The organism is Streptomyces sp. NPDC090445, from assembly GCF_044769385.1.
In the GTDB taxonomy this organism is placed as follows: domain Bacteria; phylum Actinomycetota; class Actinomycetes; order Streptomycetales; family Streptomycetaceae; genus Streptomyces.
The window spans coordinates 410,861-429,509 of record NZ_JBIVXV010000001.1; the positions used below are offsets into that span (position 1 = coordinate 410,861).

At 74.1% G+C, this 18,649-nt stretch carries 18 protein-coding genes; 16 read left to right on the forward strand and 2 right to left on the reverse strand.

Annotated elements, in window-relative coordinates:
- The first annotated feature begins 31 nt into the window (after positions 1-31).
- The 6 genes from ACIQUT_RS01870 (at position 32) to ACIQUT_RS01895 (ending at position 7,060) form a co-directional block, all read left to right on the forward strand.
- The gene (locus tag ACIQUT_RS01870; protein ID WP_403559280.1) at positions 32-1,147 is read left to right on the forward strand and encodes a lipid II:glycine glycyltransferase FemX; all 1,116 of its coding nucleotides are present in this window, start codon (positions 32-34) and stop codon (positions 1,145-1,147) included.
- Between the two features lie 29 nt (positions 1,148-1,176).
- Positions 1,177-2,907, forward strand: a complete 1,731-nt coding sequence (gene murJ / locus ACIQUT_RS01875) for a murein biosynthesis integral membrane protein MurJ (protein ID WP_403559283.1) — start codon at positions 1,177-1,179, stop codon at positions 2,905-2,907.
- A 39-nt stretch (positions 2,908-2,946) separates the two neighbouring features.
- Complete coding sequence (locus tag ACIQUT_RS01880) at positions 2,947-3,633, forward strand: response regulator (protein ID WP_403558152.1); 687 nt, start codon at positions 2,947-2,949, stop codon at positions 3,631-3,633.
- A gap of 7 nt (positions 3,634-3,640) precedes the next feature.
- Positions 3,641-5,101 carry an ATP-binding protein gene (locus tag ACIQUT_RS01885; RefSeq protein ID WP_403558154.1) on the forward strand — a complete coding sequence of 487 codons (1,461 nt, stop codon included), beginning with the start codon at positions 3,641-3,643 and terminating at the stop codon, positions 5,099-5,101.
- The gene (locus ACIQUT_RS01890; protein WP_403558156.1) at positions 5,098-5,676 is read left to right on the forward strand and encodes a hypothetical protein; all 579 of its coding nucleotides are present in this window, start codon (positions 5,098-5,100) and stop codon (positions 5,674-5,676) included. Before ACIQUT_RS01885 ends, ACIQUT_RS01890 begins: the two co-directional genes overlap by 4 nt.
- Positions 5,677-5,752: 76 nt before the next feature.
- Positions 5,753-7,060 (forward strand): cytochrome P450, encoded by a 1,308-nt coding sequence (locus ACIQUT_RS01895; RefSeq protein WP_403558158.1) that lies wholly within the window; start codon positions 5,753-5,755, stop codon positions 7,058-7,060.
- Here the strand turns inward: ACIQUT_RS01895 and ACIQUT_RS01900 are convergent.
- Positions 7,020-7,745: a hypothetical protein gene (locus tag ACIQUT_RS01900; RefSeq protein ID WP_403558160.1), complete on the reverse strand. Its 726-nt coding sequence runs from the start codon at positions 7,743-7,745 to the stop codon at positions 7,020-7,022. The two genes, ACIQUT_RS01895 and ACIQUT_RS01900, sit on opposite strands and share 41 nt — an antisense overlap.
- Positions 7,746-7,859: 114 nt before the next feature.
- Here ACIQUT_RS01900 and ggt point away from each other — a divergent pair, with 114 nt between their 5' ends.
- The gene (ggt, locus tag ACIQUT_RS01905; RefSeq protein WP_403558162.1) at positions 7,860-9,665 is read left to right on the forward strand and encodes a gamma-glutamyltransferase; all 1,806 of its coding nucleotides are present in this window, start codon (positions 7,860-7,862) and stop codon (positions 9,663-9,665) included.
- Positions 9,666-9,835: 170 nt separating this feature from the next.
- Here the strand turns inward: ggt and map are convergent, their stop codons facing one another.
- Entirely contained in the window at positions 9,836-10,603 is a 768-nt protein-coding gene (gene map, locus ACIQUT_RS01910) for a type I methionyl aminopeptidase (RefSeq protein ID WP_403558164.1), read from the reverse strand.
- A 78-nt stretch (positions 10,604-10,681) separates the two neighbouring features.
- Here map and ACIQUT_RS01915 point away from each other — a divergent pair, with 78 nt between their 5' ends.
- The 9 genes from ACIQUT_RS01915 (at position 10,682) to ACIQUT_RS01955 (ending at position 18,509) form a co-directional block, all read left to right on the forward strand.
- On the forward strand, positions 10,682-10,933 hold the full coding sequence (locus tag ACIQUT_RS01915; RefSeq protein ID WP_403558166.1) for a helix-turn-helix domain-containing protein: 252 nt from the start codon (positions 10,682-10,684) through the stop codon (positions 10,931-10,933).
- 97 nt (positions 10,934-11,030) lie between these two features.
- Positions 11,031-11,201, forward strand: coding sequence for a hypothetical protein (locus tag ACIQUT_RS01920; RefSeq protein WP_403558168.1), 171 nt, complete (start codon positions 11,031-11,033; stop codon positions 11,199-11,201).
- A gap of 90 nt (positions 11,202-11,291) precedes the next feature.
- Positions 11,292-11,639 carry a hypothetical protein gene (locus ACIQUT_RS01925; protein ID WP_403558170.1) on the forward strand — a complete coding sequence of 116 codons (348 nt, stop codon included), beginning with the start codon at positions 11,292-11,294 and terminating at the stop codon, positions 11,637-11,639.
- A gap of 24 nt (positions 11,640-11,663) precedes the next feature.
- Positions 11,664-12,044 carry a PPOX class F420-dependent oxidoreductase gene (locus tag ACIQUT_RS01930; RefSeq protein WP_403558172.1) on the forward strand — a complete coding sequence of 127 codons (381 nt, stop codon included), beginning with the start codon at positions 11,664-11,666 and terminating at the stop codon, positions 12,042-12,044.
- Between the two features lie 45 nt (positions 12,045-12,089).
- On the forward strand, positions 12,090-13,748 hold the full coding sequence (locus ACIQUT_RS01935) for a hypothetical protein (RefSeq protein ID WP_403558174.1): 1,659 nt from the start codon (positions 12,090-12,092) through the stop codon (positions 13,746-13,748).
- 172 nt (positions 13,749-13,920) lie between these two features.
- Complete coding sequence (locus tag ACIQUT_RS01940; protein ID WP_403558176.1) at positions 13,921-14,763, forward strand: nitrilase-related carbon-nitrogen hydrolase; 843 nt, start codon at positions 13,921-13,923, stop codon at positions 14,761-14,763.
- Complete coding sequence (locus tag ACIQUT_RS01945; RefSeq protein WP_403558178.1) at positions 14,760-16,055, forward strand: aspartate aminotransferase family protein; 1,296 nt, start codon at positions 14,760-14,762, stop codon at positions 16,053-16,055. The genes ACIQUT_RS01940 and ACIQUT_RS01945 overlap by 4 nt, the downstream gene beginning before the upstream one ends.
- Before the next feature lie 16 nt (positions 16,056-16,071).
- On the forward strand, positions 16,072-17,478 hold the full coding sequence (gene hydA / locus ACIQUT_RS01950; protein WP_403558180.1) for a dihydropyrimidinase: 1,407 nt from the start codon (positions 16,072-16,074) through the stop codon (positions 17,476-17,478).
- A gap of 29 nt (positions 17,479-17,507) precedes the next feature.
- Positions 17,508-18,509, forward strand: a complete 1,002-nt coding sequence (locus ACIQUT_RS01955; RefSeq protein ID WP_403558182.1) for a TIGR03842 family LLM class F420-dependent oxidoreductase — start codon at positions 17,508-17,510, stop codon at positions 18,507-18,509.
- Positions 18,510-18,649 lie beyond the last annotated feature (140 nt).

The window sequence follows — 18,649 nt, forward strand, 5'->3', positions numbered from 1 at the left end:
TCCCGGCCGGGGCCCCGACCGGAACCGGGAGCTGGAGTTCCGCTCCCTGCCGGCGGCCGAATACCTCACCTTCCTTTCCCGGAACCGGAATGCAAGCTTTCTGCAGTACCCGTCCTGGGCCGGGGTAAAGGACCACTGGCGCTCGGAAACGGTCGGATGGCACCACCCCGACGGGGAAATCGCCGGAGCCGCGCTCGTGCTGTACCGCCAATTCCCCGGCACCCGCAAATACTTCGCCTACCTCCCCGAGGGCCCCGTCGCCGACTGGTCCGACCCGTACCTCGACCGCTGGCTCACCCCGCTCCTGCGGCACCTGCGCGCGGCCGGAGCCTTCGCCGTGCGGATCGGGCCGTCCCCCGCCTACCGCCGCTGGGACGCCGCCGCCCTCAAGGCCGCCACCGGCCCCGGCCGACAGCTGTCCGACGTCCTGGCCACCGGGGTCGACCCGGTCGGCACCGCGCTCGCCGACCGGCTGCGCACCCGCGGCTGGCGCCGCTGCGGCGGCGAGGACGACGGCGACGCCCAGCCCCGCCACGTCTTCCGCGTCCCGCTCGCCGGCCGCTCCGTGGACGACCTGTGGTCCGGGCTCAACCAGGAGTGGCGGCGCAACGTGCGCAAGGCCGAGAAGGCCGGCGTGCGGACGGTCCTCGGGACCGCCGCCGACCTGCCCGAGTTCCACCGGCTGCTGGGCATCACCGAGCAGCGCGACGGCTTCCGGCTCGGCCGCTCCCTCGCGTACTACGAGCAGCAGTACGCGGTGCTCAACGCCGAGGCCCCGGGCCGGATGCGGCTCTACCTGGCCGTCCACGAGGGCGAGGTCCTCGCCGCCCACACCATGATCACCGCCGGCCGCCGGGTCTGGTACCAGACCGGCGCCTCCGCCGACCACCGCCGCGAGGTGCGCCCCAGCAACGCCCTGCAGTGGCGCATGCTGCGGGACGCCCACGCCCTCGGAGCGGACGAGTACGACATGCGCGGGGTACCCTCCACTCTCGACCCCGCCGAACGTTCATTCGGACTGCTGCGCTGGAAGCTCGGTACCGGCGGGCACGTCGTCGAAACGCTCGGAGAGTGGGAGATACCGTTGGACGGATACGCCAACACGGCGCTCTACAAGGCCTTCCAGGCCTACCTGGCCCGCCGGTGACGTCCGCCGCACCCGCCGCCGACCCCGCCGTGAACGCAGCCGACACGGCCAACGCCGCCGCGACCAACGCCAACGCCGCCGCGACCACCGCCGCAGCCGGCGGGGCCGGCGCCACGCCCGCCCCCGCCGCAGCCCCCAAGAGCTCGGTGCTGCGCAGCGGCGCGCTCATGGCCGCCGGCTCGATCGTCTCCCGCGCCACCGGATTCGTCCGCTCCGCCGTCGTCGTCGCCGCGCTCGGCACCGGGCTGCTCGGCGACGCCTACGCCGTCTCCAACACCGTCCCGAACATCATCTACATGCTGCTCATCGGCGGCGCCCTCAACGCCGTCTTCGTGCCCGAGCTGGTCCGCGCCGCCAAGGAGCACCAGGACGGCGGCGCCGCCTACACCGACCGGCTGCTGACCGCCTGCACGGCCGCGCTCGTCCTGCTCACCGCCGTCGCCGTGCTGGCCGCGCCGCTGATCGTGGCCGCGTACACCCCGTACACCGGCAGCCAGGCGAACACCACCGTGGCCCTGGCCCGCTACTGCCTCCCGCAGATCCTCTTCTACGGGCTGTTCACCCTGCTCGGGCAAGTGCTGAACGCCCGCGGCCGGTTCGGCGCGATGATGTGGACCCCGGTCCTCAACAACCTCGTCATCATCGGCGTCTTCGGCCTCTTCCTGTACCTCTCGCACCACGGCGCGCAGGGCCTGACCGCCGGCGAGACCCGGCTGCTGGGCCTCGGCACCACCGCCGGCATCGTCGTCCAGGCCCTCGCCCTCATCCCCTCCCTGCGCGCCGCCGGCTTCCGCTGGCGCCCCCGCTTCGACTGGCGCGGCCAGGGCCTGACCCGGCCGCTGCGCAACGCGGGCTGGCTGGTCATGCTCGTGTTCACCAACCAGATCGGCTACTGGGTCGTGACCCGCCTGTCCACCACCGCCGGCGGGCAGGCCGTGGAGGCCGGCCTCGCGGGCGGCGCCGGCTACACCGCCTACAGCAACGCCTACCAGCTGTGGATCGTCCCCCAGGGCATCATCACCGTCTCCCTCGTGACCGCCCTCATGCCCCGGATGAGCGCCGCCGCCACCGACGGCGACCTCGCCGCCGTCCGCCGCGACGTCTCGTACGCGCTGCGCTCCAGCGCCGCCCTCGTCGTCCCGGCCGCCGCGCTCTTCGCCGCCCTCGCCCCCTGGGTGATGGGCAGCGTCTTCGGGTACGGCCGCACCAGTGCCGCCGACATCGAGGCCATGGCGGGCATGCTCGCCGCGTTCGCCCCCGGCCTGATCGCCTTCTCCGGCCAGTACGTCCTCTCCCGCGGCTTCTACGCCCTCTCCGACACCCGGACCCCGTTCTTCCTCAACCTGGTCATCGCCGGGCTGAACGCCGGGCTCTCCGCCGCCGCCTACCTGCTGCTGCCCCCGCGCTGGGCCGTCACCGGCATGGCCGCCGCCTACACCGTCGCCCTCTTCGCCGGCCTCGCCGTCACCGCGTACGTCCTCGCCCGGCGTCTCGGCCCCCGCCGCAGCGGCCCCGGAGGCGGCACCGACACCGCCACCGCGCTCGGCACCCACCTGCGGCTGCTCGCCGCCTCCCTGCCGGCCGCCGCCGCCGGCTACGCGGCCGCCCGCACCGCCGACCGGGCCGGCCTCGGAGACCTCGCCGCGGCCGGCGCGGGAACCGCGGTGATCGCCCTCGTCGTCGTCCTCCTCGCCGGGCCGCTGCGCCTGACCGGGATCACCGATCTGCTCGCCTCCCTGCGGCGCCGCACCGGCCGCTAGCGGGGAGCACCGCCCACCACCACCCTTGGACACGACCGGATGCCACGCGTACTGCTGATCGAGGACGACCCCGCCGTACGGGAGGGGGTGGGCCTGGGCCTGCGCCGCCGGGGCCACGAGGTGAGCGCCGCCGACACCGGCGAGGCCGGCCTCGACCTGATGGCCGCCTTCCGCCCGGAACTGGTGCTGCTCGACCTCATGCTCCCCGGCATCAACGGGGTACAGGTCTGCCGCCGGATCCGCGAGACCAGCCAGATCCCGATCATCATGCTGACCGCCCGCGGCGACGACTTCGACATCGTCGTCGGCCTGGAGGCCGGCGCCGACGACTACATCGTCAAGCCCGCCCGCACCGAGGTCATCGAGGCCCGCATCAAGGCCGTGCTGCGCCGCCTCGGCGACACCGCGGCCGCCCGGCCGGCCGGCACCGAGTTCCACGCGGAGCTCGCCATCGACCGCGCCGGCCTGACCGTCGCCAAGAACGGCGAACGGGTCCCCCTCGCCCCCAGCGAGCTCAAACTGCTGCTGCACCTGTCCGCCTCGCCCGAGCAGGTCTTCTCCCGCCAGCAGCTGCTGGAGTACGTGTGGGAGCACAGCTATCACGCCGACGCCCGGCTCGTGGACGCCTGCGTCCGCCGGCTGCGCCACAAGATCGAGGACCCCGACGCGGCCCCCCGCTACATCCAGACCGTACGCGGCTTCGGCTACCGCTTCGGCCCCCTGTAGGCACCCGGTGGCACGCATCGCACGCATCGCGCGCACCGCACCCCTCGGGCTGCGCACCCGGCTGATCGCGGCCTTCCTGCTGGTCGCCGCGATCAGCGCGGTCACCACGGCCGCCCTCACCTACCAGCAGGCCCGCAACGCCGTCCTCAAGCAGAGCCAGGACACCGCCGTCAGCAGCCTGCGCGACCTCGTCGAGAACCGCACCCTCACCCTGCCGATGGGCCGGGAACAGCTCCAGAACCTCGCCGGCGAGCTCGGCAAGCGCGGCAAACCGCACTCCTGGACCGTCTTCGCCGAGTACGGCAGCCTGCGCGCCTCCAGCACCGGCGAAGCCACCTCCCCCCTGGTCACCGACCAGCTCCGCCGCCAGGTCGCCAAGAACCCGCACGGCGCCTTCCAGCGGGTGGCCGACGACAGCGGCACCCCGTTCCTCGCCGTCGGGATGCCCGCCGTCTTCGACCACCGGGGCGTGCGCCGGTCCACCGGCCTCGTCGTCTTCGCCACCATGCCCCTGGCCACCGAGAGCCAGACCGTCGAGGCCATGGTCGAAGCCGCCCAACAGGGCGCCGTCCCCGGCCTCGCCATCGCCGTCATCCCCGCCCTCCTCGCCGCGCGCAGCGTGCTGCGCCCCGTACGGGACATGCGCCGGGCCGCCCAGAACCTGGGCAGCGGCCGCCTCGACACCCGGATCGAGGTCCGCGGCGCCGACGAACTCGCGGGGCTCGCCCGCACCTTCAACGAGACCGCCCGCGCCCTCGAACAGTCCGTCAGCGAACTGCGGGACGCCGAGACCCGGGCCCGGCGCTTCGCCTCCGACGTCTCCCACGAACTGCGCACCCCGCTCGCCGGGATGCTCGCCGTCACCGAGGTCCTCGACGAGGACGCCGAGAGCCTCGACCCCGACACCGCCTCCGCCCTCCGCCTGGTCAGCGCCGAGACCGGCAAACTCGCCGTCCTCGTCGAGGACCTGATGGAGATCTCCCGCTTCGACGCCCGCGCCGCCGAGCTCAACCTCGACGACGTCGACGCCGCCGAGGCCGTCCGCAAGACCCTGGAGCGCCGCCACTGGGACGACGAGCGGGTGGTCGCCGACCTGCCGCAGCAGGTCCGCGCCCGGCTCGACCCGCGCCGCTTCGACGTCGTCCTCGCCAACCTCGTCGGCAACGCCCTGCGGCACGGCAGCGCCCCGGTCCGCGTCACCGTGCAGACCGAACCCCGGCCCGGCGGGCCCCGGCTGCTCATCGAGGTCGCCGACAGCGGGCCCGGCATCGCGCCCGAGGTGCTGCCGCACATCTTCGACCGGTTCTTCAAGGCCGACGCGGCCCGCACCCGCTCCGCCGGCAGCGGCCTCGGCCTCGCCATCACCCTGGAGAACGTCCGCCTGCACGGCGGGACCCTGCGCGCCGCGAACGGGCCCGCCGGGGGAGCCGTGTTCACCATCGACATGCCGCTGGAGGCCGACGCGTGAGCGGCCGTGTGACCCGGAGCGCGACCCGGAGCGCGACCCGGAGCGCGACCGGGAGCGCGACCCGGATGCGCCCGGCGGCCGCCGCGGGTCTCCCGGCTGCCCTGCTCGCCTGCGCGCTGCTCGCCGGCTGCGGGATCAAGCCCACCGGGGTCGTCGAGAGCGGCGCGCCCGCCAGGGTGAAGGTGGACACGCCCATCCAGCGGTCGCTGGTGTACTTCGTCGACCCCGACGGCCGGCTCCTGCCCTCCGCGCAGGAGCACGCCTCGGACGGGGTGTACGCCGGCCTGCTCCGGCTCCTCATGGGCCCCACCGAGGAGGAGAAGGCCGCCGGGCTGCGGACCGCGCTGCCCCGCTACGAGTTCAAAGAGGTGGCCGCCGGGATACGGGTCGTCGCCACCGGACAGGAGGTGATCGAGGCGCGGCTCCCGGTCAAGGTCGGCAGCCTGTCGGACCTCGCCCGCCGCCAGGTGGTGTGCACCGCGCTCTCCACCAGCGCCTCGCACGTCCGCGCCGTGCTGGTCGGCACCGACACCACCGTGCAGGCCGGCCGCTGCGAGACGGGCGTCGTCGGCTGACCCCTGGGCAGGGGCACGGCATCCGGGCGGGCCCGGGCCTCTTGCGGCGGGCGGCCCACGCCGCCACCGTGGGCGCATGCATGCCGCCGCCGAGCAGCCCGAAGCCGGCCTCCCCGACGTCTTCGACCCCCGCATCTACGCCGCGGGCATCCCGTACGAGAGCTACCGGCTGCTGCGCGACCGGCACCCGGTGGCCTGGCAGGACGAGCCGGAGATCCAGGGCTGGCCGGCCGGACCCGGCTTCCGGGCGGTCACCCGCCACGCCGACGTGGTCCGCGTGCTGCGCGACCACGCCACGTACTCCTCCTGGCTGGGCGCCACCCAGATCCGCGACCCCGACCCGGCCGACCTGCCCTTCCTGCGCCGCACCATGCTCAACCAGGACCCTTCCCCCGGGCCCCGCGGGCCCGGGGAGACCCCCACGGACCACGGCCGGCTGCGCCGGCTGGTCTCCCGCGCCTTCACCCCCGCCCGCGTCGACGCCTTCGCCGCCCGGGTCCGGGAACGGGCCCGTACGCTGCTGGCCGCCGCCCGCGACCGGGCCGAGGACGGCGCCGCCGACGTGGTCGCCGCCGTCACCGACGAGTACGCGCTGCTGAACCTGACCGACCTGCTCGGCATCCCGCCCGGCGACCGCGCCCTGCTGCTGGAGTGGACCGTACGGGTCATCGGCTACCAGGACCCCGAGGACGCGCCCGAACCCCTGCGCGGCCCCGACGGCACGCCCCGCAACCCCCGGTCACCGGCGCTGCTGGGCGAGATGTTCGGCTACGCACGCGAACTGGCCGCCCACAAGCGCCGCCACCCGGGCGACGACGTGATGACCTCCCTCGCCGAGGCCGGACTCGAACCGGCCGAGCTGGAGATGTTCTTCTTCCTGCTCACGGTCGCGGGCAACGACACGGTGCGCAGCGCGGCCCCCGGCGGGCTGCTCGCCCTCGCGCAGGCCCCCGGCGAGTACCGGCGGCTGGCCGCCGGGGAGGTGCCGGCCGGCCGGGCCGTGGAGGAGCTCCTGCGCGTCCACCCGCCCGTGCTCAGCTTCCGCCGGACCGCGGCCGTCGACACCGAGCTCGCCGGGCAGCCGATCCGGGCCGGGGACAAGGTGGTGGTCTTCCACGCCTCCGCCAACCACGACGAGCGCGTCTTCGCCGATCCCGGCCGCCTCGACCTCGGCCGGCACCCCAATCCGCACGTCTCCTTCGGGGACGGCCCGCACGTCTGCCTCGGCGCCCACTTCGCCCGGCTCCAGCTGCGCGTCCTCCACGAGGAGTGGCGTACGGCCATGCCCGCTCCGGAACTCGCCGGCCCGCCGCGCCGCCTGGTGTCGAACTTCATCAACGGGATCACACGGCTGCCGCTGCGGGTGTCCGGGCCGGCCCGGTGACGTCCGCCACCAGCTCGGCCACGTCCGGGCCGTAGGCGTCGGAGTTGGTCACCTTCAGCACGATGCAGAACGAGTCCCCCCGGTACTTGCGGGCCAGCTCCCGGTGGTTGCGGGCCAGGTACCGGGCGCCCGCCTGGTTGCTGATCGCCGTCTGCCCCGATATCAGGAACACCGGGCGGGTTCCCGGACCGGTCGTCAGCCGGGCCAGCAGCACGTGCTCCGCCTGGCCCTTGTCGTAGCGGTAGATCTCTGTCCCGACGTGGATCGCCAGGCGGTCCGGTTCCGGTTCCTCGAACGTGCCGATCCGCACGCCCGGCAGCATCGAGGACAGGTGGGCCACCGTCCGGGTGTTCGAGGAGGGGCCGCCCACGCAGAACTCCGTGCGCTCGCCGATGCCCTGGCGGACCTCGTCGTGGGAGACGAGCTGGAGGGTCGCGCCACAGTCCTTGATCAGGGCCGATATCTCCAGCAGCGCGAAGGCGTCGTTACGGTGTACCGACCACGCATCGGCGTCCGGCTTACGGTTGACCACGAACAGGCAGTCCGAGCCGGCGGGCAGGCCGAAGAGCGCCTGTTTGCGGCGCAGCGCGCGGCGCCACAGGAAGGTCCGAGAGAACCAGCCGAAGCCGCCGCTGACGGCGGTGGCCACCACCCCGAGCACGATGTTGCGCAGGTCGTCGTTCATGCGCGGGATGCTAGCCCGCACCCGGTCTTCCTGACGCGGGGGGTGCGGTGAAGCTACAGTGCCGACCCAGCCCTGTCGCAGGGGGCCTGACAGGCCGTCGACCGGAGGTACGCCATGCGTCGTCCCGCTCCACGCCACTTAGCGCTCGCCGCCGCCCTCACCGGGGCGCTCGTCTCCACCGGCGCCGCGGCCCCGCCCTCGACGGCCGGTGGACCTCCGGCCAAGGTGCCCGTCGCCGTGGGCTACGGCGGGGTCGTCGCCAGCGTCGACCCCGACGCCACCGCCGTCGGCATCGCCGTCCTGCGGGCCGGCGGGAACGCGACGGACGCCGCGGTCGCCACGGCCGCCGCGCTCGGCGTCACCGAGCCGTACTCCGCCGGCATCGGCGGGGGCGGCTACTTCGTCCACTACGACGCCCGGACCCGCCGGGTGCAGACCATCGACGGCCGCGAGACCGCGCCGAAGTCGGCCACCGCCGGGCTCTTCCTGGAGAACGGGGTGCCCATCCCGTTCGCCGAGGCCCAGACCAGCGGCCTCTCGGTCGGCGTCCCCGGCACGCCCGCCACCTGGCAGAGCGCCCTGGAGGCGTGGGGAACCCGCCCGCTGTCCAAGCTGCTGGAGCCCGCCGAGAAGCTGGCCCGCGACGGGTTCAAGGTCGACGCCACCTTCCGCGCCCAGACCGAGGCGAACCAGGAGCGTTTCAAGGACTTCCCGGCCACCAGCGAGCTGTTCCTGCCGGGCGGCGCCCTGCCCGTGGTCGGCTCCACCTTCAAGAACCCGGACCTGGCGGCCACGTACGCCGAGCTCCGACGCAACGGCGCCGGAGCGCTGTACCGGTGGCCGCTCGCCGACGAGATCGTCAACACCGTCCGCAAGCCCCCCGTCGACCCGGCCGCCACGCGCACCGTCCGGCCCGGCGACCTGACCACCGGGGACCTGCGCGCGTACGGGACGAAGCGGCAGGAGCCGACCCGGATCGAGTACCGCGGGCTCGACGTCTACAGCATGGCGCCGTCCTCCTCCGGCGGCACCACCGTCGGCGAGGCGCTCAACATGCTGGAGCGCACCGACCTCGGCGCCCTCTCCGAGACGCAGTACTTCCAGCACTTCATCGAGGCCTCCCGGATCTCCTTCGCCGACCGGGGCCGGTGGGTCGGCGACCCGGCCGTCGAGCAGGTGCCCACGCGCGGGCTGCTCTCGCAGCGGTTCGCCGACGCGCGCGGCTGCCTGATCAACCCGGAACACGCCCTGACCAGCCCGCTGGCCCCCGGCGACCCGTACCACCCGAAGCCCTGCGACGCCCCCGGCCGGCCCGCGCCGACCACCTACGAGGGCGAGAACACCACGCACCTGACGGTCGCCGACCGCTGGGGCAACGTCGTCTCGTACACCCTGACCATCGAGTCCACCGGCGGCAGCGCGATCACCGTTCCCGGCCGCGGCTTCCTCCTCAACAACGAGCTGACCGACTTCTCCTTCGCCCCGGCCGCGCCCGGGGTACCGGACCCGAACCTGCCCGGCCCGGGCAAGCGGCCGCGCTCGTCCATGTCCCCGACCATCGTGCTGGACCACGGCCGGCCGGTCCTCGCCGTGGGCTCGCCGGGCGGCGCCACCATCATCACCACCGTCCTGCAGGTCCTCACCGAGCACCTGGACCGGGGCATGCCGCTGGTCGAGGCCATCGCCGCACCGCGCGCCAGCCAGCGCAACCAGCCCACCACCGAGCTGGAACCCGCCCTGTGGAACAGCCCGCTGCGCGGCCAACTGGAGAAACTGGGCCAGGCGTTCCGGCTGAACCAGGAGATCGGCGCCGCCACCGGCGTCCAGCGGCTCCCGGACGGGCGCTGGCTCGCGGCCGCCGAGAAGACCCGGCGGGGCGGCGGCTCGGCGATGGCCGTCCACCCGCACGGCAAGCCGTAAGCGCTCCGCGGGAGGTGCAGTGTGGGGCCGGCGGCCGCCTGCGGGCCCGTTGTGGCCGGTCGCGCAGTTCCCCGCGCCCTTTCGGGGGCGCTGCCGAACCGCAGCCGACTTCGCCACGGCCGCTCAGCACGATCAGGGTGCGGTGAGGACCCTCGGGCCGTCAGCGGTGATCACAGCGCCGTGAGGATCCTCGGGCCGTCGGCGGTGATCGCGACCGTGTGCTCCGCGTGCGCGGCACGGCTGCCGTCGACGGTCCGCAGGGTCCAGCCGTCCCCGTCGCAGCGGTAGTCGTCCCTGCCGCCGGCCGTCACCATCGGCTCGATCGCCAGGACCATGCCCGGGCGCAGCTTCATGCCGCGCCCGGGCCGGCCCTCGTTGGGCACGCCCGGGTCCTCGTGCATGCTGCGGCCGATGCCGTGGCCGCCGAAGTCCTCCGGTATGCCGTATCCGGCGGCACGGCATACCGTGCCGACCGCGTGCGCGATGTCGCCGATGCGGTTGCCGGGCACAGCGGCGGCCATACCGGCCGCCAGGGCCGCCTCGGCCGTCTCGATCAGCCGCAGGTCGGCGGGGCGGGGACGGCCGACGGTGAAGCTGACCGCCGCGTCCCCCACCCAGCCGCCGAGCCGGGCCCCGCAGTCGATGCTGACCAGGTCGCCGTCGCGCAGCCGGTGGTCGCCCGGGATGCCGTGCACGATCGCGTCGTTGACGGACGCGCAGATCACCCCCGGGAAGGGGACCGGCGCGAAATGCGGCCGGTAGCCGAGGAAGGGCGAAGCCGCGCCCGCCCCGGCGAGGACGTCGCGCGCCACCCGGTCCAGCTCCAGCAGGGACACCCCCACGCGCGCCGCGTCCCGTACGGCCGCCAGGGCCTGGGCGACGACCCGGCCCGCGGCGCGCATCTCGTCGATCGACTGTTCCGTCTTGATCTCCACCATGCCAATAACTATACCGGTAAATCTATACCGGTAAAGCAATACCGGGATGATTGTTGGGCCGGCCGGTACGATGGGCCCATGGTCCGAACCCCCCTGACCCCCGAAGAGCGCGAGCGCGGCGAGCGCCTCGGCACACTGCTGCGCGAGGCCCGCGGCGGGCGCAGCATGGTCGAGGTCGCGGCATCCGCCGGGCTCTCCCCCGAGACCCTCCGCAAGATCGAGACGGGCCGGGCGCCCACCCCGGCCTTCTTCACCGTGGCCGCCCTGGCCGAGGCGCTCGGCCTCTCCCTGGACGACGTCGTCCGCCACTGCGCGCTCCTCCCCGCCTGACCCGTTCCGGTGCCCGCGGGCCGTCGTTCGGGCGGCCCCGCGGGCCGAACGGCGCAATCGGCGGGGCCCGCGGCCGGGCTCGGGGCAACGTGAAGGGGTGTCAGCCAGCAACGCAGCCGAACGGCTCGGACTCGGACTCCTCGGCGCCCTCCTGGCGGGCGGCCTCCTGCTCGCCGTCTGCACCGTCCCCGACGGCCGGGCGGACGGCGCGCGCCGCCACCCGGCCGCACCGTCCGCCGCCCCCGCCGGGAGGGCCATGGCGAGATGACCCGATCGGGGCGGCGCATTCGGGTGAATGGCCGCCCCCAACCCGGGATGAAGCGTTTCGGCAGGTCAGCGCCCTCCTAGGCTGCACGGCATGCGCAACCGCACCACCCCGGCCGGCATCGCCGCCGCCGCTGCCTTCCTGCTCCTGTCCGCCGTCGGCCCGGCCGACGCAGATCCCGTGCCCGGCCGGCTGTCCTACGCGTACGCCGATGCCGACGGGCATCCGGCCGCGGACACCCTCCGGGCCCCGGAGAGCGGGGTGTGCATCGACCTGCCGGACCTCCGCGACGCCCCGGCCGTACACCTGCACAACGACAGTCCCGCCAGGGTCACGCTCTTCGGCACCCGCGGCTGCCTCGGCCACCCCCTCGCCACGATGCACCCCGGCGCCCGCTCCGCGGTGCACACCTTCTCGGTCTGGCTGGAACTCCCCCGTTAGGGAGGGGTGGCGTAGCCTCGGGGGATGACCCTTGAAGAGCTCGGGCGGGCGAAGTACGTCAGCCTCACCACCTTCCGGAAGGACGGCACGCCCGTCGCGACGCCCGTGTGGGCCGTGGCCGACGGCGGCGAGCTGTACGTCTGGACGCGGTCCGACTCGTGGAAGGTCAAGCGGATCCGGAACAACGGGCGGGTCACCCTCTCCCCGTGCGACGTCCGCGGACGGGTCGCGCCCGGCGCACCGGCGATCGAGGGGCAGGCGCGGCTGCTGGACGAGGCCGGGCTGAAGCGGGTGCGGCGGCTGATGTCGCGGAAGTACACGTGGCAGTTCTGGTCGGTGGACGTGCCCGGCGCGCTCGTCCGGTTCGGGCGCCGCCCGCACACGGGGATCGCCGTCAAGGTTTGAGATTCCCGTAGCCCGCCCGTAACAACGGTGGGTTCCAATGCGGGCATGGAGACCGCGGCTACGCTGGTGATCACGCAACTCTCGGGCTACTTACGCGGGTTGACGCAGAGACTGGACCCGGGGGCCGGGTGGTACGGGGAGTTCCTGCGCCGGGACCCCGAGGGGCTGAGGGCCTGCCTGGACGGGGCAGCGATGCCGCCGTGGGACGTGGTGGAGTCACTGCTCGACGATCTCGCCCGGGCGAGAGGCGCCGAGTTCGCGGCGCGGGAGACGCAGTACGCGGCCCGGCTCCGGGCGGAGGCCGCCGCCGTGTGGGACCGGCTCCCGGGCGGGGCCGGGGAGTTACGGGACCTGATCGCGGCCGCCGCCGGGCAGCGGGAGGCCGCGGAGGCGGCGGCGCGGAGCCTGACGGCGCGGCTCGCCGCCACGGCGGACCGGGCGGAGGCCGACGCGGTCGCCGGGGAGCTCGCCTGGCTCCGGGACGACGCGGCCCGGGCCGCATCCCGGCACGAGGACCTCACGACCCGCCTGACGGCCCTGACCGCCACCCCCGACCCGCTCCCCGGAGTGCCCCGCCAACGCACCGAAGCGCCGGCCGCTGAAGCCACGGGCCGTGCCGGGGCACCTTCCGAGCCTGCTGCCCCGACCCCGGCGTACTGCGGTCAGGGGCCCGGCGAAGCCGGAGGAAACGCAGGTCGGCCCGGGACACCCCGCGCGGCTGCCGAGCCGCCCTCGACCGCCCCGGCCGGCGATGCGCAGGGCGGGCAACCGGGGCGGGAGTCGCGCGAGGGGCCGATCGGGGACTCGGGGGAGGCCTCCGGGGGTGAGGCGCCGCGCAGGGTGCGGCGGGCCGAGGGGCGGTGGCTTCGGGGCGGCGCCGCCCGCAAGGCGGGAGGGGCGCGGTACGCCGGCTCGGCGGCCCCCCAGCCGACCCCCTTCACCCCGCCGCCCGGGCACCCGGCCGGCCCTGCCGCAGCCCCGCCGCGCGGCGCCCGCTTCGGGCACCTGGAGCCGCAGCCGCGGGACGCCCGTGCGGTGGCCGGTCCGGCGGGTGGGTGGCCGGAGTCGGCGCCGGAGGACCAGGGCTTCGGGCCGGAAGCGCCGGAGGTGCCCGGGGTGCGGGGGACGCCGGAGGTGCCCGGGGTGCGGGGGATGCCGGAGGTGCCGGGGGATCGGGGGGTGCCGGGGGTCCGCGGCACGGTGGCCGAGCTGATCACGCTGCGGGCCCGGGGGCGCAGCGGCGAGGCGCACGCGCTGCTGTGCGAGGCCGCGGCCTGGCCGCCCGGGCTGCTGCCGGACCTCGCCGCCGAGCTGGCCCGGGCCGGGCTGGCCGCCGACTGGGCCACGCTGCTGTGGGAGGCGGCCTCGCTCCCGCCCGAGCGGCTCGCCGCAGCGGCCGCGGCCCTCGGCGCGGCGGGCCGGCACGCCGACTGCGAGGCGCTGCTGCGCCAGGGCGTGTCCCGCCCCGCCGCAGAGATCGCCGAGGCGGCCCTGGCGCTGGCGGAGGCGGGCCGCCCCGGCGAGGGCGATGCGCTGCTCGGGGCCTTCGTCCGGGTCCGCACTCCCGAGGAGGCGGCCCGCCTCGCCCGCCGGGACCCGCAGTGGTTCGTCCCGCGCCTGCTCAGGGCCGCGGAGGCCGTTTCCGCCGGGCGTCACCGCGACCTCGTACACGCGCTGCGGGTCGGGAAACTCCTCGCTTTCTGAACCCCGAACCCCCGGGAGCGATCGAAAGCGATCGGCTTTCGATCCAATCCGACCGACTGCGCCATCCGGGCAAGGCGGTCTTGCCCCGCGGTGTGACGAGGCCTACGTTCTAGTCCCTACGCACACCATCTACGTGCGTAGAAGTCGGCGTTCCCGTCGCGAGGAGCAGCTCATGGCCCAAGTCGTCCGCGCCGCACTCGTCCAGGCCACCTGGACCGGAGACACCGAGTCGATGATCGCCAAACACGAGGAGCACGCCCGCAGAGCGGCCGCCGAGGGCGCGCGGATCATCGGCTTCCAGGAGGTGTTCAACGCCCCCTACTTCTGCCAGGTCCAGGAGCCCGAGCACTACCGCTGGGCGGAGCCGGTCCCCGACGGGCCGACCGTCCGCCGGATGCAGGACCTCGCCCGCGAGACCGGCATGGTGATCGTCGTGCCGGTCTTCGAGATCGAGGACTCCGGCTTCCACTACAACACCGCCGCCGTCATCGACGCCGACGGCAGCTACCTCGGCAAGTACCGCAAGCACCACATCCCGCAGGTCAAGGGCTTCTGGGAGAAGTACTACTTCCGCCCCGGCAACCTCGGCTGGCCCGTCTTCGACACCGCCGTCGGCAAGGTCGGCGTCTACATCTGCTACGACCGCCACTTCCCCGAGGGCTGGCGGGCCCTGGGCCTGGCCGGCGCCCAGCTGGTCTACAACCCGTCCGCCACCCACCGCGGCCTGTCCGCCCACCTGTGGCAGCTGGAGCAGCCCGCCGCGGCCGTCGCCAACGAGTACTTCGTCGCCGCCATCAACCGGGTCGGCCGGGAGGAGTACGGCGACAACGACTTCTACGGCACCAGCTACTTCGTCGACCCGCGCGGGCAGTTCGTCGGCGAGACGGCCGGCGACAAGGAGGAGGAACTCCTCGTCCGCGACCTCGACTTCGGCCTCATCGAAGAGGTCCGCACCCAATGGGCGTTCTACCGCGACCGCCGCCCCGACGCCTACGGAGGGCTCGTACAGCCGTGACCAACCCGATCCCCCTGCTCAGCCGCCACCGCTCCGTCCTGCCCGACTGGCTCGCGCTCTACTACGACCGCCCCATCGAACTCACCCACGGCGAGGGCCGCCACGTCTGGGACGCCGACGGCAACCGCTACCTCGACTTCTTCGGCGGCATCCTCACCACGATGACCGCGCACGCCCTGCCAGAGGTCACCAAGGCCGTCTCCGATCAGGCCGCGCGGATCGTCCACTCGTCCACGCTGTACCTCAACCGCCCGATGGTCGAGCTGGCCGAGCGGATCGCCGCCGTGTCCGGCATCCCCGACGCGCGGGTCTTCTTCACCACCTCCGGCACCGAGGCCAACGACACCGCCCTGCTGCTGGCGACCGCGTACCGCCGCTCCAACCAGGTCCTGGCGATGCGCAACAGCTACCACGGCCGGTCCTTCTCCACCGTCTCCGTCACCGGCAACCGCGGCTGGTCCCCGACGAGCCTCTCACCGCTGCAGACGTACTACGTCCACGGCGCGGTCCGCACCCGCGGCCCCTTCGCCGAGCTGTCCGACGAGGCGTTCACCGCGGCCGCCGTCGCCGACCTGGAGGACGTCCTCGGCCAGGCCCGCGGCTCCGTCGCCGCCCTGATCGCCGAGCCGATCCAGGGCGTCGGCGGGTTCACCTCCCCGCCCGACGGCCTGTACGCGGACTTCCGCGAGGTGCTGGACCGGCACGGCATCCTCTGGATCAGCGACGAGGTGCAGACCGGCTGGGGCCGCACCGGCGAGCACTTCTGGGGCTGGCAGGCACACGCCCGCAGCGGCCCGCCCGACATGCTCACCTTCGCCAAGGGCATCGGCAACGGCATGTCCATCGGCGGCGTCGTCGCCCGCGCCGACATCATGAACTGCCTCGACGCCAACTCCATCTCCACCTTCGGCGGCTCCCCGGTCACCATGGCCGCCGGCCTCGCCAACCTCGGCTACCTGCTGGAGCACGACCTCCAGGGCAACGCCCGCCGCGTCGGCGGCCTGCTCCTGGAACGGCTGCGCGCCATCGCCGCCACCGTGCCCGCCGTACGGGAGGTCCGCGGCCGGGGCCTGATGGCCGGGGTGGAGCTGACCCGGCCCGGCACCGACCGGGCCGACCCGGACGCGGCCGCCGCCGTCCTGGAGGCCGCCCGCGAAGGCGGACTGCTGCTCGGCAAGGGCGGCGGGCACAACACGAGCGTGCTGCGCATCGCGCCGCCGCTGTCCCTCACCGTCGCCGAGGCGGAAGAGGGCGCCGAGATCATCGAACGGGCCCTGCGCAGCATCGTGTAACCGGGAGGCGCCCCACATGTCCATCCGCACCCTGATCCGCGGCGGCCTCGTCGTCACGGCCGCCGACGAACTCCACGCCGACGTGCTCGTCGAGGACGGCCGGGTCACCGCCCTCGCGGCGCACGGCTCCGACACCGCCGAGGGCTGGACCGCGAGCGCCGGCCGCGTCCTCGACGCGACCGGGAAGTACGTCATCCCCGGCGGGGTCGACGCCCACACCCACATGGAGCTGCCCTTCGGCGGCACCTTCGCCTCGGACACCTTCGAGACCGGGACCCGGGCCGCCGCCTGGGGCGGCACCACCACCATCGTCGACTTCGCCGTGCAGAGCCGCGGCCGCGCCCTGCGCGAGGGGCTCGACGCCTGGTACGACAAGGCCGACGGCAAGTGCGCCGTCGACTACGGCTTCCACATGATCCTCTCGGACGTCAACGAGCACACCCTGAAGGAGATGGACCTCCTCGTCGACGAGGGCATCACCTCCTTCAAGCTCTTCATGGCCTACCCGGGGGTCTTCTACAGCGACGACGGGCAGATCCTGCGCGCCATGCAGCGGGCCTCCGGCAACGGCGGGCTGATCATGATGCACGCCGAGAACGGAACCGCGATCGACGTGCTCGTCGAGCAGGCCCTCGCCCGCGGGGAGACCGACCCCCGCCACCACGGCGAGGTCCGCAAGGCCCTCCTGGAGGCCGAGGCCACGCACCGGGCGATCCGGCTGGCCCAGGTCGCGGGCTCCCCGCTGTACGTCGTCCACGTCTCGGCGGAGGAGGCGGTGGCCGAGCTGGCGGCCGCCCGCGACCAGGGCCTGCCGGTGTTCGGGGAGACCTGCCCGCAATACCTCTTCCTGTCCACCGACAACCTCGCGGAGCCGGACTTCGAGGGCGCCAAGTACGTCTGCTCGACCCCGCTGCGGCCGCGCGAGCACCAGGCCGCCCTGTGGCGGGGCCTGCGCACCGACGACCTCCAGGTGGTCTCCACCGACCACTGCCCCTTCTGCTTCAAGGGGCAGAAGGAGCTGGGCCGCGGCGACTTCTCGAAGATCCCGAACGGCCTCCCCGGCGTGGAGAACCGCATGGACCTCCTCCACCAAGCGGTCCTGGACGGGCACATCACCCGCCGCCGCTGGATCGAGATCGCCTGCGCGACCCCGGCCCGGATGTTCGGCCTCTACCCGCAGAAGGGCACCATCGCCCCCGGCTCGGACGCCGACATCGTCCTCTACGACCCGCACGCCGAGCAGGTCATCTCCGCGCAGACGCACCACATGAACGTGGACTACTCGGCGTACGAGGGCAAGCGGGTCACCGGCCGCGTCGACACCGTGCTCTCCCGCGGCGAACTCGTCATCGACCGGCGCGAGTTCACCGGGCGCGCCGGCCACGGGGCCTTCGTGCCCCGCTCCACCAGCCAGTACCTGTAAGCCGTACCCCCGCACGCAAGGAGCCGCCCATGGACTTCGGCCTCGTCCTGCAGACCGACCCGCCCGCCTCCCAGGTCGTCAGCCTCATGCGCCGGGCCGAACGCAACGGCTTCCGCTACGGCTGGACCTTCGACTCGGCCGTGCTGTGGCAGGAGCCCTTCGTCATCTACAGCCAGATCCTGGCCAACACGACGAAGCTGACCGTCGGCCCGATGGTCACCAACCCCGGCACCCGCACCTGGGAGGTCACCGCCTCCACCTTCGCCACCCTCAACGACATGTACGGCAACCGCACGGTGTGCGGGATCGGCCGCGGCGACTCGGCGATGCGGGTCGCCGGGCGCAAGCCCAACACCCTGGCCCGGCTCGGCGAGGCGATCGGCGTCATCCGGGACCTCGCCGAGGGCCGGGAGGCCGAGGTCGACGGCCAGCCGGTGCGGATCCCGTGGGTGAAGGAGGGCCGGCTCCCCGTCTGGATGGCCGCGTACGGGCCGAAGGCCCTGGCCCTCGCCGGACAGAAGGCGGACGGGTTCATCCTCCAGCTGGCCGACCCCTTCCTCACCGAGTGGATGGTGCACGCGGTCCGCACCGCCGCCGAGGAGGCCGGCCGCGACCCGGACGCCATCACCATCTGCGTGGCGGCGCCCGCGTACGTGAGCGAGGACCTGGCCCACGCCCGCGAGCAGTGCCGCTGGTTCGGCGGCATGGTCGGCAACCACGTCGCCGACCTGGTCGGCCGGTACGGCGAGCACTCGGGCATGGTGCCCGACGCCCTCACCGACTACATCAAGGCCCGCGAGGGCTACGACTACAGCCACCACGGGCGCGCCGACAACCCCGACACCGCCTTCGTCCCCGACGAGATCGTCGACCGCTTCTGCCTCCTCGGCCCGGCCGAGGCGCACATCGAGAAGCTGCGGGCCCTGCGCGCCCTGGGCGTCGACCAGTTCGCCGTCTACGACATGCACGACGCCAAGGAGGCCACCATCGACGCGTACGGGCAGCACGTCATCCCGGTACTGCGCGACTGACTCGCCACGCACATGCACGTCCAGTAGGCAGACGGCCGTCTCCCCGCCGGGGTTTCACCCGGCGGGGAGACGGCTTTGGGTTTGGCGTCTGCGGAGTTCCGGACGGCAGCTGCGTTCGGAGCGGGACCCGGAACGTGCCA